Raw genomic sequence first — 23,288 nt, 5'->3', positions numbered from 1 at the left:
CTTCAGAGGCCCGCGACCAACTGATAAATCTCAATTTCTTCAATTTTCCCTGTTTCGGCACGGTAGCACACCAAGCGGCTTCCTCCCGCCCAGAAGCCATAAGCCAGCCTCTTCCGCATGCAATGCGACAAAGGCTTGGGCCGGTGCGGTGCTGATTTGAAAGCAGAGCCACTTTCTTTGAAACCGCGCCCACTAAGTCCACGCTGCAGGTCTTCGACACTGCTTCCTGCGGGGTAGCGGCTTAAAGTCTCCGCTTTGAACTCATCCAAGTCCTGAGCCAAGTACCCGCTGCAACCTGCTGTCAAAGCCAGCAGCGACAGTATGCCCGCAATCCGCATTTAACCTCCACCAAGTACAAACTTCTTCTTTGCCAAAATACTCCTGCCGGAGGCTCCCCCACGCACAACACGCACAAGTGTTAATACCGCAGCACCTGCCCTGCCTCGCTCACCACGAACTTCTGCACATCTCCAAACCCCGGCGGATCCAGCTCTGCCAGCACCTGAAACGGGCGCTGCGGCAGGATGATGGCGCGCTGGGTCCGGGTTGCACCGGTATCCGCGCCCCACCCGCCAAAGGGATCAAGCGCAAAGACCTCCCGCTCCACGGTGCCGAACCAGCCCGCGCGCTCCTCTCGCACGTCTTCGCTTTCCAGCTCCTCCAGCGTCCAGGCCAGCGCCCAGTCCTGGCCCGCGGGCGCCTCCGCCTCCTCCAGCACCCGGTGCAGCGGCCCGGACTGCTCGGTATAGGCAGAGGAATACATCGGCCCCACATGAAAGCGGCGCAGATGCTTGGGGTGGAGGTCGTCAAAATCCTCGTCAAACCCCTTGGCAATGGTCACCAGTTTCAGCCCCGCCAGCGCCTGCGCCATCAGATGCGCCTGCACCTCCGGCCAGCGGCGCTCATCCTTGGGCAGCGCCACCTTGCCGCTGTCCTCCAGCTCCATCAGGTAGATCACCGGCAGGTTCACCTGGCTGTCATAGGCCGCCCAGTGCAGCAGAAAGCGCCGCCGCCGCTCGCCGATGTTTTCCAGCCATTCGCAGACCGGATCGTTCTGGGTCCAGAACAGCTGCCCCTTCAAGAGCTCCTGATAATACAGCCGCTGCGACAGCGCGAATTGCAGCTTCGACGGCACCGCCCGGTCCGAGATGATGGTGCGCACCATATCGTCCTTTAGCTGTTCCTCGCTGGCCATATTGGACAGGTGCCGCTCCGCCTGCTGGGCGTCATTGGCCATGGTCATCAGCTCTGCCGCGACCGGAAAGCCGCTGTCGCGCTTGTCCATCGCCAGGCTGCCGAAGAAGCGGCCCGTGTCGCGGCCGGCCATCAGGTACTTCATGCTCAGCGCACGGAAGGTGAAGTTCAGCCGCATCAGGTAGGCGGTCAGCACCTTCACATCGGATTTCGACAGCCGCCCCTCCGCCTGCATCGCCGCCGCTACCCGGGTCAGATGCCGGATGATGGTCTCGAACTTCTTGAAATACCGGCGCGAGGCGAAGGTATCGCTGAGGCCTGCGTGGTCGCGGGAGGGATCGGTCATACATTTCCCCTTCCCGGACGTGCCGCTTGCGGCACGGACAGCGCCCGGCCGCCCCCCCGGGCGGGCGCTACGCCCCCACCCGCGGCCGGGAGCCGTCCTGTGTTTCGTGCGAACTCAACTCTAGCTGTTTCCATCAATCTTTTCTTTGTTGCACTAACGGAAAAGGTAATCAGTCAGTTTTCGTGACCGAAGTCAGTCCTTCTGACTTTCGGCACGATTGAGAACGAAGGTAAGCCCCAGCCAAGCGACGGACCAAGCGGCAAGCAAAGCTGAAAGTCCCAGCATCAAGAAACTTACAAAATAAGCCGCTAAGCCAAACCCCGCTCCAATCTTTCTTACCCATTCCATCTCAAACTGAAAAAGTGCTGAGGAGGTCAGGGGGAATACGATAGCAAGACCCGCAATTCCCAGAGCCCATTTAAGCAGAGAGACGGGCCGCCGGTATGAAACCTCACCCCCCATACAGGTTCTTGTCGTGCTTCTCGACGATCGCCGCAAACCGGCGGGCAAAGCGTTCATCCGCCTTGGCCTTCTTCTCCAGCACGTCGCGGGCGAACACCATGTTGCCTTCATGCGCTTCCAGCATGTCGGCCATCTTCTGGTTGGTCGCCGTGCCGATCGCCGCCATCGCGGTCTGAGCTTCCTTGTCGGTCTGCACGCCGATCTCGTTGATCCGATGCGCCACATCCTGCTGCTGCGCGGTCTTCAGCGATTTGGTCAGCGCGTCATACAGCACCACCCGCTGCTGGGTGTCTGTCTGCAGCTTGTTGATCAGCACCATCTGCGTCGCCGCCTGGTTCTGCAGGCTGTCGACCCAGGTCTTGCCCTTCTCGATATAGCGCTCCAGCGTCTGGGACTTGGCAAGCTTCACCTGCTCCTCCTGCACCAGCGCGTTGTATTTGGCGTTGATGTCGGCCAGCTCGGTCTCCAGCTTGGTGCGCGCCGCCGCGTCCTGCTCGACCGAAATCTTGTTCTCCAGCTCGATGATCTGCGGATCCAGCGCCACGATCTCAGCGCGCACCCCCTCCAGCTCCTGCACCGTGAACTCGCGGTCGTCCAGCGTTGCGGACAGGTTCACCTGCACCTTCTCGCGCTGTTCTTCCAGGGTGGCCAGCTGGCCCTCCAGCAGCTTCACAATCACATCCGACTTGGCAATCAGATCCTGCAGCTTGTCGTCGATATTGGCGGTGCGCATCCGCTCCTGGCGCATCAAGTCCGACTTGCCGCGGCTGAAGAAGCCGACAAAGCTCTCCCAGCCGGTCTTGTTGCGCATCTCGTCGAAATCCTTGGAGAACGCCGCAGTCACATCATCCAGCCCCATGATCAGCTCGGCGATGTTGGCGTTCATCACCTCGGTGTGCGCGTGCACGTCTTCCAGGGTGGCGTTTTCAATGTCGATACTGGCATCCTCGCCCGCCTCGATCTTGCTGCGCGCCGCCTCGATGCGCGAGGTCAGCGCCTCGATCCTGGACTGCGACTCGCGCACCTTTTCCTGGCTGTCCGCCACCATTTTCTCAAATTGGGACACACTCATCGCATCCGCTCCTTCCCTGTCAAATACCTGATCCTGATATGGGGATGTAAATGGATTTTACATCCCCTGGGGCGGTGCAATTCCACCCGTTTCAAATGCACTGTTGCAGACAGGCCGCACAAAGAAAAGCCCCGGAGGATCCCCCGGGGCCGCAGTGCGGAAACTGGCTGTTTCACATGGTCTGCTGCTTGCCCAGCACCAGGAATGTCATCATCCCGAAGGGCGGAATGGCCTCCTGCACCTCAACCTGCAGCCGGTCCTCCTGCAGCACCGTTTCCAGCGCGAAATCGGAATGCCAGCCAATCACATTGGCCAGGGGGGCTGAGAGCTTCTCCAGCGACGCCCGCACCCCCTTGCCGCTCTTGAAATGGTTGGTGACCACCAGCTTGCCGCCGGGTTTCAGCACCCGCGCAATCTCATGCATCACCTTCTCCGGGTCCGGCACCACCGACAGCACATGCATCGCCGCCACCGTGTCGAAGGAATTGTCCGGGAAATCCAGCTGCCGGGCATCCATCTGCCGCAGCGCCTCGACCTGTTTCAGCCCCTGCTCCTGAACCTTGCCTCGCGCCTTCTTCAGCATGTCGTGGCTGAAATCGATGCCGGTCACCTGCAGATGCGGCGCGTAATGCTGCAGCGACAGCCCGGTGCCGACCCCGACCTCCAGAACCTTGCCCTCGCGGGAATTGATGTAACGGGTCGCCCTGCGGCGGCCAGAGCGCGTCACTGCGCCGAATGTCCTGTCATACACCGGCGCCCAGCGCGCGTATGATTCCTCAACTGCTTTGATATCCAATTCGTCCCTCCCCGGACGTATTGGGCTAGCCCTTTGGCTTGGAAACCAGCCCCCAAATCACCATCGCAAGGTAGCCGAGGCATAGCACAACCAGCACGGTCCATGCATAGGTCAGTAATGCCGCAGCCATGAAGGCAAAGCCCACAAGCAAGTACTTAACATTCTCACGTGAAATTTTAACTGCTTTCGGCGACCAGGTCGGGATGTGGCTGATCATTGCCAGCCCAACCAGCACCATGGTGAGACAAATCAGCAGCTCATGCAGCACCGGTTCGCGGCTGCCATAGGCAAAGGAGGCAAACATCGGCAGCATCGCCAGCAGCGCCCCGGCAGGCGAAGGGATGCCCTCGAAGTACCCCTTGCGCAGCTTCGGCGCGTCTTCCTCTGACTTGGCAGAAACATTGAACCGCGCCAGCCGCACCACGCAGCAGACCGAGAACACCAGCACCGAGATCCAGCCGATGCCGCGCATGTCCTGCAGCGCCCACAGGTAAATCACCAGCGGCGTCGCCACGCCGAAGTTCAGGAAATCGGCCAGCGAGTCCAGCTCCGCCCCCATCTTGCTGACGCTGCGCAGCGCCCGCGCCAGACGCCCGTCCAGCCCGTCCAGAACCGCCGCCAGCAGGATCAGCATGACCGCTAGTGCGTAATTGCCGAAAACGGCCGAGCGGATCGCCGACAGCCCGGCGCAAATGGCGCCGATGGTCATCAGGTTCGGCATCAGCTGGATCAGCGCAAATTCGGATTTCTTCTTTTCCGGGGCGTCATACATGGCGGTGGCTCTTTCCTTCCTCGCGGGGCGTGTGTGTGCGCCACGGCAAGAGGGTAACATCCGGGCAGGCTATGCCGTGGCGCACATATGCCCCAAGACCCGCCGCGGTGCAACGGTCGTGCCTGCAGTGCGGGATCAGCCCTCGTTCCGTCTGGTGAAAAGCCGTCCGGAAGCCGCCAGCCGCTGGGGCAGCGGCACCGGCCGGACGCGATGACAGGACATTCGCGCAAACCGCGCGCCTCCTTCACCATTTGTTAGATGCCCAAGACGATTATGCCATTCAACGGCATTTGCTTCAAATGAGGAAAAATAAAAGTTGCTTGAACGACAAACACCTGATCCGGCTCGAGAATCCTGCCATCACAGTTCCCGGGACGCGGAAAGACTCCTCCAGTCCGCAAAGTCCGAACCCCTGACCGATGGCGGCATCCGGACCGCACGGCTCCTCGCCGAAGCTCTCAGCATCGATCCCCGCCACCACGAAGCACAGGTCTTGCAGGAACGGCTCCACCAGACATTTGTTCCGCGCTGGCATTTTCCGATGCTCGCGGACACAGCGCGTAACAGCGCCTACGCCAGGGCCCTCGAGGCCAAGGTCAAGCCCGGCGACGTGGTTCTGGACATCGGCTGCGGCGCCGGTTTGACGGCCATGCTGGCGGCGCGCGCCGGTGCAAAACATGTCTACACCTGCGAGCAGCAGCCGTTGATCGCCCAGGCCGCGACGCAAGTGATCGCGGACAACGGCCTGAGCGACCGCATCACGGTGATCCCGAAGTGGTCGCATGACATTGTGGTGGGCGAGGATATTCCGGAGCGGGCAGATGTGGTGATCTCGGAAATCGTTGACACCGTTCTCCTCGGCGAAGGCGCGCTTGCCACACTCACCCATGCCATGGCCGCGCTTGCCAAGCCAGACGCGCGCGCGATCCCGGAACAAGGAACGCTGTTGGCCCAGCCGGTAGAAAGCCGCCAGCTGCTGGACCTCTGGCGCCCGCAGCAGGCTGAGGGCTTCGACCTCAGCGCCTTTCACCGCTTTGCGCGCGTCGCGCAGCTTACCCCAAACGATTTCGAAGCCTGCGGACTGCGCCCCCTGGGCCCGGTAACAGAACTGTTCGCGTTTGACTTCACCCGGCCGGACATCAATCCGGCGCGTAGCACAACGGAACTCGCCTGCACCGCGGCAGGCAGCATCCACGCGGTGCTGGTCAGCTTTGAAATGGATCTGGCCCCCGGCATACAGGTGGCGAACGGGCTGCACTCCGGCGGCCACTGGGGGCGCACTGCCTTCCTGCTGGACCATCCGGAAACGGCAAAGGCCGGCGACCGCCTGAGAGTGACCGCCCAGCACGACGCTGCCCGGCTGAGCCTGTCAGTACAAGACCTGCTGCAGGCTGCAGAGGAGCCTGCCGCCGCCGCCCTGTGGATGACCCGGGGGTGGATCGCGCACCGCCAGCTGCTCGGCCCTGGCGCGGCGGCTCCGCAAGCCCCGGTTCGCCCGCCGTCAGAGGCCCCGAATGCTCATCCCCTAGGCCAAGCCTTTCACTAGCTTCGAACCCGCGGGGCGCCTGCCCGGTGCACAGGGGGTGCACGCATGGCACCCCCTGAATTTTCGTGTTCATCCTGCCTCAGCCGACGACGTTGAACTCCGGCCCGTAGGGGTACTTGGTGATGTTCTCGTTGCCGTCTTCGTGGATGATCAGGATGTCATGCTCGCGGTAGCCGCCGGCCGCCGGCTGGCCGTCGGCGATGGTCAGCATCGGCTCCATCGAGATCACCATGCCCGGCTCCAGCACCGTGTCGATGTCCTCGCGCAGCTCAAGGCCCGCCTCGCGGCCATAGTAATGCGACAAGACGCCGAACGAATGGCCATAGCCGAAGGTGCGGTACTGCAGCAGATCCCGCTCTTCAAAGAAGGCGTTGATCTTGTGGGTGATTTCCGCACAGCTCGCACCCGGCTTCAACAGCGAAATACCCAGCTCATGGGCCGCCACATTGGCCTCCCAGATGCGCAGGGACTCAGTATCCACTTCCTTCACGAACATGGTGCGTTCCAGAGCCGTGTAGTACCCTGAAATCATTGGAAAAGTATTCAAGGACAGGATGTCGCCGCGCTCCAGTCGGCGGCCCGTCACCGGGTTGTGGGCGCCGTCAGTGTTGATGCCGGACTGGAACCAGACCCAGGTATCGCGGTACTCGGCATCGGGGAAGCGCTTGGCAATCTCCAGCTCCATCGCATCACGGCCGGCCATCGCCACGTCGATCTCCCGCGCGCCTTCCTTGACCGCATCGCGGATCGCAAAGCCGCCCACGTCAGCCACCGCGGCCCCGGCCCGGATCATGTCCAGCTCGGCTGCGGATTTTCCCATCCGCTGGCGCATGGTCGGCTCGTAGAGGTCAACCAGCCTGGACGGCGCCAGGAAGGCTTCCAGCTTGCCCTTCTGCAGCAGGGTCAGGTGGTCGCTTTCGTAGCCAACCACAACTCCTTCGCCGCTTACAGACTTGATCGCACGCCAGAAATTGTCGCGCTGCCAGTCGGTGTAGGTGATGTTGTCGCAGAACGAGCGGCGCCAGGGCTGGCCCGCGTCAATGCCGGCCGAGATGGTCACGGCCTCGGAGGCAGTCACCACCAGGCCGTAGGGACGCCCGAAGGCGCAATAGGTGAAGCCCGAGTAGTAGGAGATGTTGTGCATCGAGGTGAAGACCGCGGCGCTCACCCCGGTCTCGGCCAAGATCTTGCGCAGGCCCGCGATCCGCGCCTCATACTCGGAGACAGCAAATTGCAGCGGCGCCTTCTCACCATTGTGAAAACGGTACATTTCAGGACGTGCAGTCATATCAGACCCTTCCTTCTTACAAGAAAGGTCCCGGCGTTCAGGACAGTTTTGGAATGTGGGGGCTGGCATGTATTCCATGCGGCGACGCCATCGCCTGGCCCTTAAGCCGGAAGATGCGGCGGAAAGCGGATTCTGGCAAGAAGTTTTTTACGCCCCATAGGGTGGGCGATTCCGCCCACCGCCGCCGTGCTCAATTCACGATCAGCGCCACCAGATCGCTGTCCGGATCCGCAAGCGGATCGATCACGTTGAAATGGTGCTTGCCGAAGGCAATCACATGATCCGCACCCCAGGCCTCCACCAGCCAGATCGCCTGATCCAGAAACGCCGGGCGCTCCTCGCCGCCGACCCAGACGGTGACCTCCGCCGGGTAACGGTCCTGCATCTCCACCGGGCTTTCTGCCACGGCGGCTGCGGAATCCATTTTGAATTTCTGATTCATCGAGGTGCGCAGCAAAGGCAGCAGATCCGCCAGCGGAGAGATCGGGATCACCGTCTTGATCCGCTCGCCCACCTCAGGCGGCAGCAGCGCCCTGTCCAGCATCCGCGCCACGAGATGGCCGCCCGCAGAATGGCCCGCCAAGGAAATCGGACCGTCAACTTCCTCTGCAATCCGCGTCACAGCGGCCGCGATCTGACGGGTGATATCGGCAATCCGCACGTCCGGGCACAAGTCATAAGACGGCATCGCCACCGCCCAGCCATGCGCCAGCGCGCCACGGGCCAAGTGCGACCAGGAGCTCTTGTCAAAGGCCAGCCAGTAGCCGCCGTGGACAAAGACAAACAGGCCCTTAGGGGGGGCTTCAGGCAGGAACAGGTCGAATCTCTGCCGTTCCCCCTCGCCATAGGGGATGTCCAGCCGGGCTCGCTCGTGCAGGCTGTTGCGGAAATCCTCTGCCGAGGCCGCCCAGCGCGGCGGGTACTTGTCTGCATTCTCGATATAGGCCCCGTTGGCATAGGCATCATCCAATTCCATGCCCAATCTCCCCTGTTCTTATTCTTTGCGGCTACCAGACAGTCTGGCACAGCACATGTCAAATTGCTTGACCCAAAATTCTTTGCCGGAAATTTGATCAAATTCTGGACTCATCAATCCTTCTGGACATATCAATGCGCAGCTGATTTCCATTCCAGCAACAGAACACCCGGGAGGCCCGCAATGCTCGACGCAACCACAGACCTGAAATCCCTGCTCAATGACCCCAGCCTGCTGGAAACCCGCGCCTACATCGGCGGCCAGTTTACCGATGGCGAAGGCACGTTTGACGTCAGCAACCCCGCCCGCGGCGACGTGATCGCCCAAGTGGCCGACACCAGCCGCGCGCAGGTGGCGGGCGCCATCGCCCAGGCTCATGCCGCGCAAAAGGACTGGGCCAAGTGGACCGGCAAGGAACGCGCCAATGCGATGCGCAAGTGGTACGACCTGATGATGGAGAACCAGGAAGACCTGGCGGTGATCCTGACCGCCGAGATGGGCAAGCCGCTGGCGGAATCCCGCGGCGAGATCGCCTATGGCGCCTCCTTCATTGAGTTCTTTGCGGAAGAGGCCAAGCGGATCTACGGCGAAACCATCCCCGGTCATCAGCGCGACAAGCGCATTACCGTGCTGAAGCAGCCGATCGGCGTTGCTGCCTCGATCACCCCCTGGAACTTCCCCAACGCGATGATCACCCGCAAGGCCGGCCCGGCGCTGGCCGCGGGCTGCGCCTTTGTCGCCCGCCCCGCGGCGGAGACCCCGCTGTCGGCGATCGTGCTGGCGGTGCTGGCAGACCGCGCCGGCATCCCGGCGGGCGTGTTCAGCGTGGTGCCGTCCTCGCGCGCCTCCGACATCGGCAAGGAATTCTGCGAGAACGACGCGGTGCGCAAGCTGACCTTCACCGGCTCCACCGAGGTCGGCCGCATCCTGCTGCGCCAGGCCGCGGACACTGTCATGAAGTGCTCGATGGAGCTGGGCGGCAACGCGCCCTTCATCGTGTTTGACGACGCTGATCTGGATGCCGCCGTCGAAGGTGCCATCATGTGCAAGTTCCGCAACAACGGCCAGACCTGTGTCTGCGCCAACCGCATCTATGTGCAGGCTGGCGTCTACGATGCCTTTGCGGAGAAGCTGAAAGCTGCAGTGGAGAAGATGAACGTCGGCGACGGCCTCAAGGACGGCATCCACTTCGGCCCGCTGATCAACAAGGAAGCGGTCGAGAAGGTGCAGGAGCATATTGCCGATGCGACCTCGAAAGGCGGCGAAGTGATCCTGGGTGGCAACCCGTCGGAGCTGGGCGGCAGCTTCTTCCAGCCGACCATCGTCAAGGGCGCGACCCAGGAGATGGCCTTTGCCACCGATGAGACCTTCGGCCCCCTCGCCCCTCTGTTCAAGTTCGAGGACGAGGACGAGGTGATCGCAATGGCCAATGACACCATCTTCGGCCTGGCGTCCTATTTCTACGCCAAGGACCTCAGCCGCGTGTACAAGGTGGCCGAGGCGCTGGAATACGGGATCGTCGGGGTCAACACCGGCATCATCTCCACCGAGGTGGCGCCGTTCGGCGGCGTCAAGCAGTCCGGCCTGGGCCGCGAAGGCAGCCACCACGGCATCGAGGACTATCTGGAGATGAAATACATCTGCATGTCGGTCTGATTAGACCTCTAGACCATCGCCTGAATTAACCGGGCGATGGTCCTTTCCCAAGCGCCTTCGAGCTCCTTGTCAAATTCGCTGCCCAAGACATCCTTAAAAGCTTGCATCAGAGATTTCGACGCCTTCGCAGCTTCCATGCTTCCGAGACCATAGGCCGCGTGAGATGATTTCAAGCCTTCACATAGCTTACCGAGATCACGCTCGTCCGAAATGCTCCTCACTGCTGCGGCAAGCATAATTGAAAACATCTCCTTTTGTTTCGCTAGTTCACCTCCAAACAAAGGCTGTACGTGCGGCAACTCTATAAACAGATGCTTATAAAAATGATCGGCAAGCGCAGCTTTCTGAGAAAAAATACTCGCGAAGCTTCCGTTGACGATTTCGACATCCCGAGGGTCCACGCACTTCTCCTAGACTTGATAACAAAATGTGAAAGTCGCCCAATGGTTACATGCGCTTCTATGAATAAGATATGTGCGTTTGCGCCAAAAACAGCGCCAAAAACGTCTTCTCAAGAACTAAGCAAAACCTGCTAAAGTACCCCCATCCGACGTCGGTTCCTGCCGTTATTGATAAGCTCCCGTGACAAAAAAGCCCCCTGGCAGAACCAGGGGGCTTCGTGCGCACGAACCGTTGTCCAGTGGATCAGTTGACCGCTTTGGCCTCGATCTCCGGGCGGCTCGGGCGGGAGGAGGAGATTTCGATCCGGCGCGGTTTCAGCGCCTCCGGCACCTCGCGGTGCAGGTCGATATGCAGCATGCCGTTTTCATGGCTGGCCCCGGTCACATGGACGTGGTCGGCCAGGGTGAAACGGCGTTCGAATGCGCGGGTGGCAATACCGCGGTGCAGGAAGGTGCGGCCGTCGCCGTCTTCTGCTTTCTTGGCGGACACGACCAGCGCGTTTTCCTTCACTTCGACGTTCAGGTCCTCGTCAGAGAAACCCGCAACAGCGATTGAGATACGGTAGCTGTCGGCGTCGGTCTTCTCGATGTTGTAGGGCGGGTAGCTGGACTGGGCGGCGTCGGCGCTCAGGGCGCGGTCCATCAGGCTGGCGATCTGGTCAAAGCCGATGGTGGCACGGTGCAGCGGTGCAAAATCAAAAGTACGCATTTTCCATCCTCATTGATGAGCGATTTCAGGGTGCCCTCCCCGCAGGGACAGGCTGGTTTTGCTCCGGACCCCAATCAGCGGCTGCCCGGATAATCCTGAGATAGGAAGCGGAAAATGCGGCTTCAAGAGGTTTTTCAGTCACCGACGCTGACAAATTTTGCACCGCCTGCAGAGGTGCCGCTGCCGACGCGGATCCGCTTGATCCGCCGGTCCGGCAAAGCCACTGGATTGCGGCGCAGCTGCGCCTTCAGCTCGGCCACCCGTTCAGGCAGCTTCATTCCGAAGGCGACCTTCTCGCCCTGGAAATTACCGCCGCCCGAAACCAGCGCCAAAATCCGCCCGCGCCCGCCGGCCTGCGAGAACACCGGCGCCCCTGAGGAGCCAAAGGTGACATTGCAGTCGATCATCAGCACGCCCTTGTGCTCTCCCATCAGGTTGCATTCCCGCTGGCGCGACAGCGCTTCAGCCCGGCCCTGGCCATAGGAGGTCACAGAAATACCGCTGCCGTATTCCTTGCCCGAATGCAGCGCAAAGGCAGCCGCCTGGCTGCTGGGAATTGGCTCCGCCAAGCGGATCAGCGCCACATCATGGCGGATGTTCTCCATATTCAGGCGGCGGCGCGGATCATAACCGGGGTGGGCTGCGATCTGCAGCGCCTGGCGGTCGGCAACCGCAACCCCGTCACGCAGCCCGGCGCGGAACCTGATCTGACCTGCCGGGCGCAAGCCGTTGTTTTTGTCGTAAACGCAGTGGGCCGCCGTCAGCACCAGTTCCGGCGCAATCAGCGTACCGGTGCAATAGCCTTGACCGTTCAGCTCAAGCCGTCCGACAGCTTCCCAGCCGAACAGGTCATCCCGATCGGTCAGGCGGCGCAGGCCGGTTCCCTGTGCCATTGCGCTCGCGGCATAGGCCAGCACGGCAGCTCCCAGTAACAGCGCCCGCCAGATCATTGCTTGATGAACTTCGCACCAAAGGAACCGGAACGTTCGCCCGCTTTCACCCGGCCCACACCCGGCGGCATCTGCCCGCCTGTGTTCACGCCGGTCAGCTGCGCCTGCAGCAAAGTCAGTTCCTCGGCCAGGGCAGATCCCAGAGACACCTGTTCGCCGCGCACTTCCGCCTTGGCGGAGATCACCGAAACAATCCTCGGGATGCTATTCTCAAAAGAAAACACCGGTGCGCCGGAAGAGCCGAAGTCCACGTCGCAGGACATCACCAGCACGCCCTGCTGGCGGGCCATCACCGCACAGACCTCCTGCAACGAAGGCGCCTCCGAGCGGTCATGGGCATAAGAGACAACCCCAATTTTTGCCCCTTTGCGCGGGCGCTCCTCGGTTTCAAAGGGGGTGACAGTCGTGTTGCGGATCGGACGCTGCAATTGCAGCAGAGCAATGTCGTTGCGCACCCGGTCCGTCGACAATTCACCGTCGTAAACATAGGACGGATGCTGCACAGCCCGGCGCACGCTTCGATAAGCCGAGGCGCGGCCATTGCGCCAGCCGGCCAGGAATTCAATGGTGACGGGGTCGATCGGCGCCTTGGTGCGGCTGTCATAGAGGCAGTGCGCGGCGGTTAAAACCAGGTCCGGGGCGATCAGCGCGCCGGTGCAGAACCCCTCGCCATTCACATCGAGCCGCCCGACAGCTTCCCACTTGCGGCCCGCATCCAGCGTCTCCATTCGCTGCAAACGGCTGTCCTGCGCCATCGCCGCGGCTGGCAGCAGCAGTGCTGCAACCGCAAGAATCCACTGCCTCACATGGGTCTCCTCTTATCCACCGGCTGGGAGATTATTTGTCTGTTCAGGCAAAATTACGGCAAGCAGACGGTGATTGCAGCCCCATTCTTTCCAGTGGCGGCTTTAACGCAGGATAGGCACCTCCGGCGCACGTGTGCCTAACGCAGTCAGCGCAGGCGGCGGCGGGCCGCCGGTGGCCCAATCCAGCAGTTCCACCGTATGCACGATGGGCAATTCAGTGCCGGAGCCGATCTGCATCATGCAGCCAATGTTGCCCGCGGCAATCAGATCAGGTTGTTTCGCCTCCATCGTTTTCACCTTGCGCGCCTTCAACTCGGCGGAGATTTCCGGCTGCATCAGGTTGTAGGTGCCCGCCGAGCCGCAGCACAAATGGCTGTCGGCAGGCTCCACCACCTTGAAGCCGGCACGCTTCAGCAGTGTTTTGGGGTGGGCCTTGATCTGCTGCCCGTGCTGCAGCGAGCAGGCGGCGTGATAGGCCACCGTCAGCCCCTTGTCCTCGCCCTCCGCCAGCTCCAGCTGCATCAGTAATTCGGAGACATCCATGGCAATTCCTGAGATCCGCGCAGCATCCGCCGCCAGCGGATCATTGCGGAACATATGCCCGTAATCCTTGACCGTGGTGCCGCAGCCGGAGGTGTTGATGACAATGGCATCCAGCCCCTGCCCGTCCATCTCTGCCGTCCAGGCGCGAATATTCTTCGCCGCGGCGGTATGGCTCTCTTCTTCGCGCCCCATGTGATGGGTCAGCGCGCCGCAGCAGCCCGCGCCCTTGGCCACCACCACCTCACAGCCCAGCCGGGTGAGCAGGCGGATGGTGGCGTCGTTGATATCGGTATTTAGCGCCTTCTGCGCGCAGCCGGTCATCAGCGCCACACGCTTCTTGCGTGGCGCCTTCGGCGCAAAGCTCTGCGGGTCGTCATTGCGGCTGACCGGCGGGATGGTGGCGGGCGCCATATCCAGCATCGCGCGCAGCCGGGGATCCGGCAGCAACCCCTTGAATGGCTTCGCCAGCTTGGCCCCCAACAGCGCCAGCCGGAACCGGCCCGGATAGGGCAGGATCCGCGCCAGCAGCCAGCGCAGCGCGCGGTCGCTCCACGGGCGGTCATAGTGCTTTTCGATATAGGCGCGGGCATGATCCACGAGATGCATGTAATGCACGCCCGAGGGACAAGTGGTCATACAGGCCAGGCACGACAGGCAGCGGTCAATATGCTTGACCGTCTTGGCGTCCGGCACCCGTTCGTTCTCCAGCATGTCCTTGATCAGGTAGATCCGGCCGCGCGGGCTGTCGAGCTCATCGCCCAGCACCTGGTAAGTCGGGCAAGTCGCGGTGCAAAAGCCGCAATGCACGCAGGACCGCAGGATATCATTGGCGCGTTTGGTGCCGGGGTCCCGCAGCTGTTCTTCGGTGAATGTGGTCTGCATGTGTTACCCCATCAGTCCCGGATTGAGAATGCCGCGCGGGTCGAACTGGCATCGCAGCCCCGCTGAGATTGCTGCCAGGGGACCGGGCTGCGGCTGGAACACGCCGAGCCGCGCACGGGTGCCCTGCGCGGCCCGCACCAGCGTGGCATGGCCCGGCACGTTGATACGGGCGCGCAGGTCTGTGCCCTCTGGCACCAGCGCCCAGATCAGCCCGCCGCCCCAGTCGAATTGCAGCGCCTCCGCCTCCAGCCGCGGGGCCAGATCCGCCGCATCCGAAGGCTTCACCGAAATCCGCCAGACATCTCCCGCCCGCTCGTGGAAGGCCGATACATCGCGGATACCCTGCCACAGGTCTCCGGCATCCTCCTGCACCTCCGCCAGCCCGAAAGGCGACAGCAACTCCACCAGCTTGGCGCTGCGGTAGGCGGCGGAGTCCTGAAACCCCTCCACCCGGACATGCGCCTGATAGGTGCCGGCGTCATAGGCCGCGCCGGTGACATCATAAGGGGAGCCCAAGGCCGCCGACATCATCCGGACCGCTCCGGGCAGATCGACACCGGTCACAGTCACGGTGGCAGAAGCCTCCGCCCGCGGCAGCACTTTCAGCGACACTTCCGTCAGCACCCCCAGGGTGCCATGGGCGCCGCACATCAGCTTCACCAGATCATAGCCGGTCACGTTCTTCATCACCCGGCCGCCGTTCTTCACCACCTGGCCGGAACCGTCCACGAACCGCACGCCCAGAAGGTGATCCCGCGCGGCGCCCGCCTGGATGCGCCGGGGGCCAGAGACATTTGCCGCGATCACCCCGCCAATGGTTGGCTCCCCATCTGTGCCCAGCAGCCCGCGGTGGTCCATCGGCTCGAACGCCAGCCGCTGTTTTTGCGCGGCCAGCAGCGCCTCCACCTCGGCAACCGGCGTGCCTGCCTTCACCACCAGCGTCAGCGCACCAGGCTCATAAAGCTCAACCCCGGACAGTCCGCGGCTGCTCAGGACCTCGCCTTCCACCGCCAGCCCGCGGGTGCCGCCGCCCTGAATGCTGAATGGCCCGCTTGCGCCTGCAACGGCTTCGGCCAGTTCCGCCTCGCTCCCTGGTGTCATCATCTTCTTCTTTGTCCAAACATTCTGGGGGTTTGGGGGCAAAGCCCCCATCACTCGGCAGCCAGCTTGAGGGTCCGGCGGCTTGCGGTCACCGACAGCGGAAATACCTTGGCCGGATTGAGCAGCCACTTGGGGTCAAACACGTCCTTGACCTTCAACTGCGCCTCCAGATCCGCCTCAGTGTACTGATGCAGCATCAGATCGCGCTTCTCGATCCCCACGCCATGCTCGCCGGTCAGGCAGCCGCCAGCCTCGACACACAGCTTCAGGATTTCGGCGCCGAAGGCCTCGCAGGTTTCCAGGTCGCCGGGTTTGTTGGCGTCAAACAGGATCAGCGGATGCATGTTGCCGTCGCCGGCGTGAAAGACATTGGCCACATCCAGCCCGAACTCCTTGCTCATCTCGCCGATGCGGCGCAGCACAAAGGGCAGCGAGGACACCGGAATGGTGCCATCCAGGCACATGTAATCGTTGATCTGCCCCATGGCGCCAAAGGCCGACTTGCGGCCCAGCCAGATGCGGGCGGCCTCATCGGTATCGCCGGCCTCGCGCAGCTCCACCGGGTTATGAGAGCGGGCGATCTCCGTGATCAGCCCCAACTGGTGGCCGATCTCGGATTCGCTGCCCTCGACCTCTATGATCAGCAGTGCCTCGCACATCGGATAGCCTGCCTTGGCAAAGGCCTCGCAGGCCTTGATGCAGGGGCGGTCCATGAATTCAATGGCCACCGGCAAGACGCCCGCCTTGATGATACCCGAAACACAGGCGCCGGCCACCTCATTGCTGTCAAAGCCGATCAGCACCGGGCGGGCTCCCTCAGGCTTGCGCAGGATGCGCAGGGTCGCTTCGGTCACTACCCCCAACTGCCCTTCGCTGCCGCAAATGACGCCCAGCAGATCCAGCCCGCCCGCATCCAGATGCGCGCCGCCGATCTCCACCACGGTGCCATCCATCATCACCATGGTCGCACCCAGCAGGTTGTTGGTGGTCACTCCGTATTTCAGGCAATGCGCCCCGCCGGAGTTCATCGCGATATTGCCCGCGATGGCGCAGGCCAGCTGCGAAGAGGGGTCGGGGGCGTAGAAGAATTCTTCTTCCTCCACCGCCCCGGAAACGCTGAGATTAGTGCGGCCGGTCTGGACCCGGATGATCCGGTTCTCCAAATCGGTCTCCAGCACCTCGTTCATCCGCGCCACGCCCAGGATCACGCAATCCGCGGTCGGCAGCGCCCCGCCTGCCAGCGAGGTGCCCGCCCCGCGCGGCACCACCGGCACGCCTTCCTCGTGGCAGATGCGCAGCACCTCCGAAACCTCCTGCGTGCTTCGCGGCAGCACTACCATCAAAGGCGGGCACTTGTAGGCGGTCAGCGCATCGCACTCATAGGCGCGGGTTTCCGCCTCGTCCTGAATCACTGCATCCGCAGGCAGCACGGCCAAGAGCCGCTCAGCAAGCCGCCCCTTGCGGGCCAGAATGGCGGGGTTTGGGGATGGCATTTCCATTTTGGCCTCCTCTTTGGTAAGATAATATTACCAATTTTACACATCTGGCAAGGGATGGATTGCCGCGCTAGGGTCAGCCCATGATCTGGACCACCCGCCTTCAGCAGTTTTCCCTCCTTGACCTCGCCGCGCTGGCCCTGCTGATCGCAGGCTGGCTGTGGATCGGCTGGCGGATCGAGAACCCGCCCGCCGGACGGCTCTCTGTCTCCCTTCTGATGGAGGATTTCAGGCGCGACTGGATGAAGCGGATGGTGGAGCGCGACCCGCGGATCTTCGACGCGCAGCTGGCGGGCAATCTGCGTCAAGCGACCGCTTTCTTTGCCTCTGCCGCGATGATTGCCATCGGCGGCGGGCTGGCCCTGATCGGCAATACCGAGCAGCTGGCGGGGGTGGCCGAGGACCTGATCCAGGACAGCGCCCCCGCCTTTGTCTGGGAGGTCAAGATCCTGGTGGTGCTGCTGCTGTTGTCCAATGCGTTTCTGAAATTCGTTTGGGCGCACCGCCTGTTCGGTTATTGCGCGGTGCTGATGGCGGCAGTGCCGAATGATCCCACTGATGACCTCGCCTATCCCCGCGCCGCGCAGGCGGCTGAGATCAGCATCACCGCCGCGCGCAGTTTCAACCGCGGCATGCGGTCGACCTATTTCGCCCTGGCCGCGGTGGCCTGGCTGGCTGGCGCCCTGCCGCTGGGCGGGGCGGCGCTGATCACCGTGGCGGTGCTGTACCGGCGGGAATTCGTCTCGCACTCCCGCCGGATCCTGCTGCGCATCCCGCCGGAAAGCAAAGGGGACACGGTTTCGTGAAACTGCCGCTCCGCCCGCAAAGCTATGGTGCGGGCATGAGACATTTGCTTCTAATCTGCACGTTCAGTGCTGCCCCCCTGCCCGCCTTTGCCGACGAGCCGGTGATCGAGAACGCCACCGCCCGCCAATCCGGCGGCAGCTGGACCGTCAGCGTCACCCTCTCCCATCCCGACACCGGATGGGAGCATTACGCCGACGGCTGGCGGGTGCTGGACATGAACGGAAACGAGCTGGGACTGCGCGTGCTGGCACATCCGCACGAACACGAACAGCCCTTCACCCGCTCCCTGAGCGGCGTGCAGGTGCCGAACGGCACAACGCAGGTGCAAATCCAGGCGCGCTGCATAGTGGATGGCTGGGGCGAAGAAACATACATTCTCCCCCTGCCCTGACTTTCATCTTGCCCAAAATACTCGCGCCGCAAGCATGCGCCTTAAAGCGCATTCACACCCGGTGATACGGGCTGCCTGCCAGAATCGTTGCGGCGCGGTAGATCTGCTCCGCCAGCATCACCCGCACCAGCATATGCGGCCAGACCATCTTGCCGAAGGAGATCGAGAAATCGGCCTCGGCACGCAAAGAGGGATCAATGCCGTCCGCGCCGCCGATGATCAGCGCCAGATCCTGGCGGCCACTGTCGCGCCAGCCTGCCAGCTTATCCGCGAAATCCGGGGAGGAGATTACCTTGCCGCGCTCATCCAGGGTGCAGACCACTGCGCCCTTGGGCAGCGCCTTGCGCAGCAGTGCGGCCTCCGCCGCCATGCCTGCATTTTTCTTGTCCTCGATCTCCACCACCCGCGCAGGCCCAAGGCCCAGCGCGCGGCCGGTCCGGTCGAACCGGGTCAGGTAATCGTCGATGAGGGATTTTTCCGGTCCTGAGCGCAGACGCCCGGCCGCAATGATATGCAGACGCATGACAGTCCTGATTTCGCCGGGCCTGAAGCATTCCGGCCCGCACCCATGCGCGGGCCTGCATCAAATCAGCCCTGGATCAGCCCTCGGCTGCCGGTGCTGCCGCGGTGCCTCCGGGCATCCACATCTTCTCGAGCTGGTAGAACTCGCGCACTTCCGGGCGGAAGATATGGACGATCACATCACCGGAGTCGATCAGCACCCAGTCACCGGCATCCTTGCCTTCGACCTTGCAAGTGATCCGGTACTCCTGCTTGAGCCGGTCGGTCAGCTTTTCCGCCATCGCCGCGACCTGGCGGGTGGAGCGGCCGGAAGCCAGCACCATGTAGTCGCCGATCGAAGTCTTGCCGCGCAGGTCGATCTGCACAACATCTTCGGCTTTGTCATCGCTGAGTGAGGAGAGAATCCGCTCCAGCAGCTGTTCGCTGGTGGGCTGGGACTGGGCGGCCATCACGGCTGCCCCATTAACAGCGGCATCCGCCGCTTGAGGTACGGGTGACAGGACATAGTCCTCCTTGCAACGCGCCGCCAAGCCCCGGCGCCGGGCCTGTTAATAATGTAGCAACCAGTGGGTAAATTTTCAATGAAACCCGCCCCCGGCGATGCAAGCCCTGTGCTTTATCCGTCATTGTCCCCGGGTGCAACCCTCACCGGCAGCGGGTCGTTCAGCATCCGCACCTCGCGCTGCGGGAACGGGATCGAAATGCCCTCTGCCTGGAACGCATCCCACAGTGCCAGATAGACATTGCCGCGGATGTTGGTGAGGCCGCCAGTGGGGTCATCGATCCAGAACCGCAGCACGTAATCAACGCTGCTGTCGCCAAAGCCGGTGATGTGGCAGACCGGTTTCTTGCTGCCGTACTGCAGCACCCGCTTGACGCCGCAGGCGGCCTCAATCGCGATCGTGCGGACCTTGTGAGGATCGTCGCCATAGCCGGTGCCAAAATGCAGGTCCAGGCGCACATAATTGTCGGAATGCGACCAGTTCACCACTTGGGTTGTGATCAGATCCTCGTTCGGGATCAGGTATTCCCGCCCGTCGCGGGTCACGACGGAGACATAGCGCGCGCCCAGCGAATTGATCCAGCCGAATGTGTCCCCCAGCGAGATCACATCCCCCGGCTTGATCGATTTGTCCAACAGGATGATCAGCCCCGACACCAGGTTCGACACCACCTTCTGCAGGCCGAACCCGAGACCGACGCCGATGGCGCCCGACAACACCGCAAGACCAGTGAGGTCGATACCGATCGCTTTCAGCCCGATAAAGAAGGCGCCGCCGAACAGCAGGATTTGCGCCAGCTTGGCCGCCAGCACCTGCATCGAGGGGGAGATGTCGGAATTGGCGCGGATCCGGTTCGCCGCCACCGAGGAAATGACCCGCGCCAGCGTCAGCATCACCCCCAAAATCACCACCGCCTGCACTACCAGGAACAGCGAGATCCTCAGATCGCCGAAACTGATGGCGACCCCGTCCATCAAATGCACCGCATCTTCGGTGATGCCGAGAATACGCAGGGTGATCCAGATCCAGGCGCCGTATTTCACCAGATTGCGCAGCAGCGGGTTGCCGACCAGCCTGGTGGCAAAGGAAACGATCAGCCAGGCCAGCGACAGGTTGGCGATGACCGTCAGCAGCCGCGAACGGCTGGGCCAGGTCATCTCCTGCATGATCAGGACAACCATCCAGATAAGCAGTACAAACAGAATGCCCCGGATCCGCTTATGTACCACCAGCCCGGTCCGTATCCGCCAGCGCGGCCAGCCCTCCCGTGCACGCAACCAGTCGTGAAAAGCGCTTTTCAGCGGCCGCGCGATCAGGGTGGCAAGCACAAAAACAGCCAGCACGATCCCCGCCTGATAGGCATTCCAGGGCCTTAGCAAAAGCTCAATGCCCTCCGCCGCCAGTTCCCACAGCTGCTGGCCAAGCTCCAGTGCTTCGGCGGTGCTTTCCGCGATCGCGTCTCTGGGTGGTGTCTGCTCTTCCGGCTCCATCGCGCGCCCCTCTTTTTTCTCAGTCTGCCGCCCGGCGGCGCCCGGATCAAGGAAAGAGCCTTCCCGCCCGGCACTCCAACCGGCTGGAAAGGGCGCCTGCCGGTGCACTGGGGGTGCACAGGGGGTGCACGCCCGGTGCCGCGCAGGCTGGGCGGGTTGGAGCATTCCTTTCCGCCCTTAGAACGAATCTTGATTGCCGGCCCGCCGGGATGTATCTGACAGCCATGACCCTCGTATTGGCGCAAAAGATCGAACTGCAAGACCGCGCACGGCTGCGCGAACGGTTCTTTGGCGCCGCCCGCACGGTCCTGGCGCGCCTATAAGGCCGTTGCCCAGCCCAAAGCCAGCATACCCAATACATCACGGGAGAGGACCCATGTCCCCCAAGACACTCTATGACAAGATCTGGGATGCGCATGTTGCGCATGAAGCAGAGGACGGCACCTGCCTGCTCTATATCGACCGCCACCTGGTCCACGAAGTGACCAGCCCGCAGGCCTTCGAGGGCCTGCGCATGGCCGGCCGCAAGGTGCACGCCCCGGAAAAGACCATCGCGGTGCCGGACCACAACGTGCCGACCACCCTGGACCGCGCCAAAGGCATCGAGAACGAGGAAAGCCGCATCCAGGTCGAGGCGCTCGACAAGAACGCCAAGGAATTCGGCGTGCATTACTACCCGGTGGATGACATCCGCCAGGGCATCGTGCACATCGTCGGCCCCGAACAGGGCTGGACCCTGCCCGGCATGACCGTGGTCTGCGGCGACAGCCACACCGCCACCCACGGCGCCTTCGGCGCGCTGGCGCATGGCATTGGCACCTCCGAGGTGGAGCACGTGCTGGCCACCCAGACGCTGATCCAGAAGAAGTCCAAGAACATGAAGGTGGAGATCACCGGCAAGCTGAAGCCGGGCGTCACCGCCAAGGACATCACCCTCGCCGTGATCGGTGAGACCGGCACCGCCGGCGGCACCGGCTATGTCATCGAATACTGCGGCGAAGCGATCCGCGATCTGTCGATGGAAGGCCGCATGACCGTCTGCAACATGGCGATCGAAGGCGGCGCCCGCGCCGGCCTCATCGCACCGGACGAGACCACCTTTGAATATGTCAAAGGCCGCCCGCACGCTCCGAAAGGCGCCCAGTGGGAAGCCGCTCTGAACTGGTGGAAGACGCTTTACACCGACGAAGGCGCCCATTTCGACAAGGTCGTCACCCTGAAGGGCGAGGACATCGAGCCGGTCGTGACCTGGGGCACCTCGCCCGAGGACGTGCTGCCGATCACCGGCGTGGTGCCGAACCCCGAGGACTTCACCGGCGGCAAGGTCGAGGCGGCCCGCCGCTCGATCGAGTACATGGGCCTCACCCCCGGCCAGAAGCTGACCGACATCGAGATCGACACCGTGTTCATCGGCTCCTGCACCAACGGCCGCATCGAGGACCTGCGCGCCGTGGCGGAAGTGGTGAAAGGCAAGAAGATCAAGGACGGCATGCGCGCCATGATCGTTCCGGGCTCCGGCCTGGTCCGCGCCCAGGCCGAGGAAGAAGGCCTGGCCGAGATCTTTGAGGCCGCCGGTTTCGAATGGCGCCTTGCGGGCTGCTCCATGTGCCTGGCGATGAACCCCGACCAGCTGGCCCCGGGCGAGCGTTGCGCCGCAACCTCGAACAGGAACTTCGAAGGCCGCCAGGGCTATAAGGGCCGCACCCACCTGGTGTCCCCTGCCATGGCTGCCGCCGCTGCCCTGACCGGCAAGCTGACCGACGTGCGCGAGCTGATGTAAGGAGCCAGAAGCATGGAAAAGTTCACAAAGATCCAAGGCGTTGCCGCACCGATGCCGCTGGTCAACATCGACACCGACATGATCATCCCGAAGGTGTTCCTGAAGTCCATTCAGCGCACCGGTTTCGGCAAGAACCTGTTCGACGAGATGCGTTACAACCGCGACGGCACCGAGATCGAGGATTTCGTGCTGAACAAGCCGCAGTACCGAAACGCTGAGATCCTGGTGGCCGGTGACAACTTCGGCTGCGGCTCCAGCCGGGAGCACGCGCCTTGGGCGATTGCCGATTTCGGCATCAAGTGCATCGTGTCGACCTCATTCGCGGACATCTTCTTCAACAACAGCTTCAAGAACGGCATCCTGCCGATCGTGCTGCCGCAGGAGCACGTCGACATCCTGATGGCGGACGCGGAGAAGGGCGAGAACGCCCGCATGACCGTGGACCTGGAAGCGCAGGAGATCACCACCTCGGACGGCGAAGTCATCAAGTTCGACGTGGACCCCTTCAAGAAGCACTGCCTGCTGAACGGGTTGGACGACATCGGCCTGACTTTGGAAAAGGCCGACTCGATCAAGACCTTTGAGACCAAGGCCGCGCAGGAACGCCCCTGGGTCTGATCCCGGCCGACCGCTGTAATACCGAGAACCGCCCTGCCCGGGGCGGTTTTCTTTTTGCCCCGCCAGATTCGCGCCCCATTTCCGCCGCAATTGCGCATCGATAAGGACGTTGTGCGTCATCCACGTGCACACACAGCATATAGTAGTCGCGCGGCCAATACCCTCAAATTGAACCGAAACC

24 protein-coding genes are annotated in these 23,288 nt (G+C 62.6%); 7 read left to right on the top strand and 17 right to left on the bottom strand.

The features are described 5' to 3' along the window. Positions 1–2: 2 nt before the first annotated feature. The 5 genes from GKC28_RS06045 to GKC28_RS06025 all read right to left on the bottom strand — a co-directional run bounded on the left by GKC28_RS06045 (position 3) and on the right by GKC28_RS06025 (position 4,642). Entirely contained in the window at positions 3–338 is a 336-nt protein-coding gene (locus GKC28_RS06045) for a hypothetical protein (protein WP_174145965.1), read from the bottom strand. Between the two features lie 80 nt (positions 339–418). Further along, positions 419–1,540: a hypothetical protein gene (locus GKC28_RS06040; RefSeq protein ID WP_174145963.1), complete on the bottom strand. Its 1,122-nt coding sequence runs from the start codon at positions 1,538–1,540 to the stop codon at positions 419–421. Between the two features lie 451 nt (positions 1,541–1,991). Then, entirely contained in the window at positions 1,992–3,074 is a 1,083-nt protein-coding gene (locus GKC28_RS06035) for a hypothetical protein (protein WP_174145961.1), read from the bottom strand. 172 nt (positions 3,075–3,246) lie between these two features. Beyond that, positions 3,247–3,870, bottom strand: coding sequence for a class I SAM-dependent methyltransferase (locus tag GKC28_RS06030; RefSeq protein ID WP_174145959.1), 624 nt, complete (start codon positions 3,868–3,870; stop codon positions 3,247–3,249). A 25-nt stretch (positions 3,871–3,895) separates the two neighbouring features. After that, a complete protein-coding gene (locus GKC28_RS06025) occupies positions 3,896–4,642 on the bottom strand; it encodes a phosphatidylcholine/phosphatidylserine synthase (protein ID WP_174145957.1) in 747 nt (248 codons plus the stop codon). Positions 4,643–4,958: 316 nt separating this feature from the next. Here GKC28_RS06025 and GKC28_RS06020 point away from each other — a divergent pair, with 316 nt between their 5' ends. Then, on the top strand, positions 4,959–6,188 hold the full coding sequence (locus GKC28_RS06020; RefSeq protein ID WP_174145955.1) for a 50S ribosomal protein L11 methyltransferase: 1,230 nt from the start codon (positions 4,959–4,961) through the stop codon (positions 6,186–6,188). 79 nt (positions 6,189–6,267) lie between these two features. Here the strand turns inward: GKC28_RS06020 and GKC28_RS06015 are convergent, their stop codons facing one another. After that, complete coding sequence (locus tag GKC28_RS06015; protein ID WP_174145953.1) at positions 6,268–7,476, bottom strand: aminopeptidase P family protein; 1,209 nt, start codon at positions 7,474–7,476, stop codon at positions 6,268–6,270. A gap of 190 nt (positions 7,477–7,666) precedes the next feature. After that, positions 7,667–8,452 (bottom strand): alpha/beta hydrolase, encoded by a 786-nt coding sequence (locus GKC28_RS06010; RefSeq protein WP_174145951.1) that lies wholly within the window; start codon positions 8,450–8,452, stop codon positions 7,667–7,669. A gap of 183 nt (positions 8,453–8,635) precedes the next feature. On the opposite strand from GKC28_RS06010, the gene GKC28_RS06005 reads away from it, so the two are divergent. After that, positions 8,636–10,108, top strand: coding sequence for an NAD-dependent succinate-semialdehyde dehydrogenase (locus GKC28_RS06005; RefSeq protein WP_174145949.1), 1,473 nt, complete (start codon positions 8,636–8,638; stop codon positions 10,106–10,108). Positions 10,109–10,116: 8 nt separating this feature from the next. On the opposite strand, the gene GKC28_RS06000 is transcribed toward GKC28_RS06005, so the two are convergent. The 7 genes from GKC28_RS06000 to GKC28_RS05970 form a co-directional block, all read right to left on the bottom strand. Beyond that, entirely contained in the window at positions 10,117–10,509 is a 393-nt protein-coding gene (locus GKC28_RS06000; RefSeq protein ID WP_174145948.1) for a globin domain-containing protein, read from the bottom strand. Positions 10,510–10,753: 244 nt separating this feature from the next. Beyond that, positions 10,754–11,218: an Hsp20 family protein gene (locus GKC28_RS05995; protein WP_065265735.1), complete on the bottom strand. Its 465-nt coding sequence runs from the start codon at positions 11,216–11,218 to the stop codon at positions 10,754–10,756. A 134-nt stretch (positions 11,219–11,352) separates the two neighbouring features. Continuing rightward, positions 11,353–12,168 carry a serine protease gene (locus GKC28_RS05990; protein WP_174145945.1) on the bottom strand — a complete coding sequence of 272 codons (816 nt, stop codon included), beginning with the start codon at positions 12,166–12,168 and terminating at the stop codon, positions 11,353–11,355. Then, positions 12,165–12,923, bottom strand: a complete 759-nt coding sequence (locus tag GKC28_RS05985; protein ID WP_217433995.1) for a serine protease — start codon at positions 12,921–12,923, stop codon at positions 12,165–12,167. The genes GKC28_RS05990 and GKC28_RS05985 overlap by 4 nt, the downstream gene beginning before the upstream one ends. 153 nt (positions 12,924–13,076) lie before the next feature. Then, positions 13,077–14,399 carry a glycolate oxidase subunit GlcF gene (gene glcF, locus GKC28_RS05980; RefSeq protein ID WP_174145941.1) on the bottom strand — a complete coding sequence of 441 codons (1,323 nt, stop codon included), beginning with the start codon at positions 14,397–14,399 and terminating at the stop codon, positions 13,077–13,079. A gap of 3 nt (positions 14,400–14,402) precedes the next feature. Beyond that, positions 14,403–15,500, bottom strand: a complete 1,098-nt coding sequence (locus GKC28_RS05975; RefSeq protein WP_174145939.1) for an FAD-binding protein — start codon at positions 15,498–15,500, stop codon at positions 14,403–14,405. Positions 15,501–15,550: 50 nt separating this feature from the next. After that, positions 15,551–16,999 (bottom strand): FAD-linked oxidase C-terminal domain-containing protein, encoded by a 1,449-nt coding sequence (locus GKC28_RS05970; RefSeq protein ID WP_174145937.1) that lies wholly within the window; start codon positions 16,997–16,999, stop codon positions 15,551–15,553. An 80-nt stretch (positions 17,000–17,079) separates the two neighbouring features. Between GKC28_RS05970 and GKC28_RS05965 the strand changes: the two genes are divergently transcribed. Together GKC28_RS05965 and GKC28_RS05960 are read left to right on the top strand one after the other, a co-directional pair. After that, positions 17,080–17,802, top strand: a complete 723-nt coding sequence (locus tag GKC28_RS05965) for a DUF599 domain-containing protein (protein WP_174145935.1) — start codon at positions 17,080–17,082, stop codon at positions 17,800–17,802. Between the two features lie 35 nt (positions 17,803–17,837). Beyond that, on the top strand, positions 17,838–18,194 hold the full coding sequence (locus tag GKC28_RS05960) for a hypothetical protein (protein WP_174146061.1): 357 nt from the start codon (positions 17,838–17,840) through the stop codon (positions 18,192–18,194). Positions 18,195–18,246: 52 nt separating this feature from the next. Here the strand turns inward: GKC28_RS05960 and rlmH are convergent, their stop codons facing one another. The 3 genes from rlmH to GKC28_RS05945 form a co-directional block, all read right to left on the bottom strand. Continuing rightward, complete coding sequence (gene rlmH / locus GKC28_RS05955) at positions 18,247–18,717, bottom strand: 23S rRNA (pseudouridine(1915)-N(3))-methyltransferase RlmH (protein WP_174145933.1); 471 nt, start codon at positions 18,715–18,717, stop codon at positions 18,247–18,249. 76 nt (positions 18,718–18,793) lie between these two features. Continuing rightward, a complete protein-coding gene (rsfS, locus tag GKC28_RS05950) occupies positions 18,794–19,165 on the bottom strand; it encodes a ribosome silencing factor (RefSeq protein WP_174145931.1) in 372 nt (123 codons plus the stop codon). Between the two features lie 167 nt (positions 19,166–19,332). Beyond that, complete coding sequence (locus GKC28_RS05945) at positions 19,333–20,709, bottom strand: mechanosensitive ion channel family protein (RefSeq protein ID WP_174145929.1); 1,377 nt, start codon at positions 20,707–20,709, stop codon at positions 19,333–19,335. A gap of 224 nt (positions 20,710–20,933) precedes the next feature. Here GKC28_RS05945 and GKC28_RS05940 point away from each other — a divergent pair, with 224 nt between their 5' ends. The 3 genes from GKC28_RS05940 to leuD are packed head-to-tail and all read left to right on the top strand — an operon-like array spanning position 20,934 to position 23,107. After that, positions 20,934–21,032, top strand: a complete 99-nt coding sequence (locus GKC28_RS05940; RefSeq protein WP_226429013.1) for an isopropylmalate isomerase — start codon at positions 20,934–20,936, stop codon at positions 21,030–21,032. A 53-nt stretch (positions 21,033–21,085) separates the two neighbouring features. Then, positions 21,086–22,489, top strand: a complete 1,404-nt coding sequence (gene leuC / locus GKC28_RS05935) for a 3-isopropylmalate dehydratase large subunit (RefSeq protein WP_174145927.1) — start codon at positions 21,086–21,088, stop codon at positions 22,487–22,489. Positions 22,490–22,501: 12 nt separating this feature from the next. Further along, on the top strand, positions 22,502–23,107 hold the full coding sequence (gene leuD / locus GKC28_RS05930) for a 3-isopropylmalate dehydratase small subunit (RefSeq protein WP_174145925.1): 606 nt from the start codon (positions 22,502–22,504) through the stop codon (positions 23,105–23,107). The last annotated feature ends 181 nt before the right edge of the window (positions 23,108–23,288 follow it).

Origin of the sequence: Leisingera sp. ANG59 (assembly GCF_013317235.1) — a bacterium.
Lineage (GTDB): Bacteria > Pseudomonadota > Alphaproteobacteria > Rhodobacterales > Rhodobacteraceae > Leisingera.
Note: the sequence above shows the minus strand (reverse complement) of the source record. Positions and strands in the feature narration are given on the sequence as shown.

What these genes read in the sequence shown, in the direction of transcription:
- GKC28_RS06045 (WP_174145965.1), bottom strand. Translation starts at nt 338, where the DNA reads ATGCGGATTGCGGGCATACTGTCGCTGCTGGCTTTGACAGCAGGTTGC.
- GKC28_RS06040 (WP_174145963.1), bottom strand. Translation starts at nt 1,540, where the DNA reads ATGACCGATCCCTCCCGCGACCACGCAGGCCTCAGCGATACCTTCGCC.
- GKC28_RS06035 (WP_174145961.1), bottom strand. Translation starts at nt 3,074, where the DNA reads ATGAGTGTGTCCCAATTTGAGAAAATGGTGGCGGACAGCCAGGAAAAG.
- GKC28_RS06025 (WP_174145957.1), bottom strand. Translation starts at nt 4,642, where the DNA reads ATGTATGACGCCCCGGAAAAGAAGAAATCCGAATTTGCGCTGATCCAG.
- GKC28_RS06015 (WP_174145953.1), bottom strand. Translation starts at nt 7,476, where the DNA reads ATGACTGCACGTCCTGAAATGTACCGTTTTCACAATGGTGAGAAGGCG.
- GKC28_RS06010 (WP_174145951.1), bottom strand. Translation starts at nt 8,452, where the DNA reads ATGGAATTGGATGATGCCTATGCCAACGGGGCCTATATCGAGAATGCA.
- GKC28_RS06005 (WP_174145949.1), top strand. Translation starts at nt 8,636, where the DNA reads ATGCTCGACGCAACCACAGACCTGAAATCCCTGCTCAATGACCCCAGC.
- GKC28_RS05995 (WP_065265735.1), bottom strand. Translation starts at nt 11,218, where the DNA reads ATGCGTACTTTTGATTTTGCACCGCTGCACCGTGCCACCATCGGCTTT.
- GKC28_RS05990 (WP_174145945.1), bottom strand. Translation starts at nt 12,168, where the DNA reads ATGATCTGGCGGGCGCTGTTACTGGGAGCTGCCGTGCTGGCCTATGCC.
- GKC28_RS05985 (WP_217433995.1), bottom strand. Translation starts at nt 12,923, where the DNA reads ATGGCGCAGGACAGCCGTTTGCAGCGAATGGAGACGCTGGATGCGGGC.
- glcF (WP_174145941.1), bottom strand. Translation starts at nt 14,399, where the DNA reads ATGCAGACCACATTCACCGAAGAACAGCTGCGGGACCCCGGCACCAAA.
- GKC28_RS05975 (WP_174145939.1), bottom strand. Translation starts at nt 15,500, where the DNA reads ATGACACCAGGGAGCGAGGCGGAACTGGCCGAAGCCGTTGCAGGCGCA.
- GKC28_RS05970 (WP_174145937.1), bottom strand. Translation starts at nt 16,999, where the DNA reads ATGGAAATGCCATCCCCAAACCCCGCCATTCTGGCCCGCAAGGGGCGG.
- GKC28_RS05965 (WP_174145935.1), top strand. Translation starts at nt 17,080, where the DNA reads ATGATCTGGACCACCCGCCTTCAGCAGTTTTCCCTCCTTGACCTCGCC.
- GKC28_RS05960 (WP_174146061.1), top strand. Translation starts at nt 17,838, where the DNA reads ATGAGACATTTGCTTCTAATCTGCACGTTCAGTGCTGCCCCCCTGCCC.
- rlmH (WP_174145933.1), bottom strand. Translation starts at nt 18,717, where the DNA reads ATGCGTCTGCATATCATTGCGGCCGGGCGTCTGCGCTCAGGACCGGAA.
- rsfS (WP_174145931.1), bottom strand. Translation starts at nt 19,165, where the DNA reads ATGGCCGCCCAGTCCCAGCCCACCAGCGAACAGCTGCTGGAGCGGATT.
- GKC28_RS05945 (WP_174145929.1), bottom strand. Translation starts at nt 20,709, where the DNA reads ATGGAGCCGGAAGAGCAGACACCACCCAGAGACGCGATCGCGGAAAGC.
- GKC28_RS05940 (WP_226429013.1), top strand. Translation starts at nt 20,934, where the DNA reads ATGACCCTCGTATTGGCGCAAAAGATCGAACTGCAAGACCGCGCACGG.
- leuC (WP_174145927.1), top strand. Translation starts at nt 21,086, where the DNA reads ATGTCCCCCAAGACACTCTATGACAAGATCTGGGATGCGCATGTTGCG.
- leuD (WP_174145925.1), top strand. Translation starts at nt 22,502, where the DNA reads ATGGAAAAGTTCACAAAGATCCAAGGCGTTGCCGCACCGATGCCGCTG.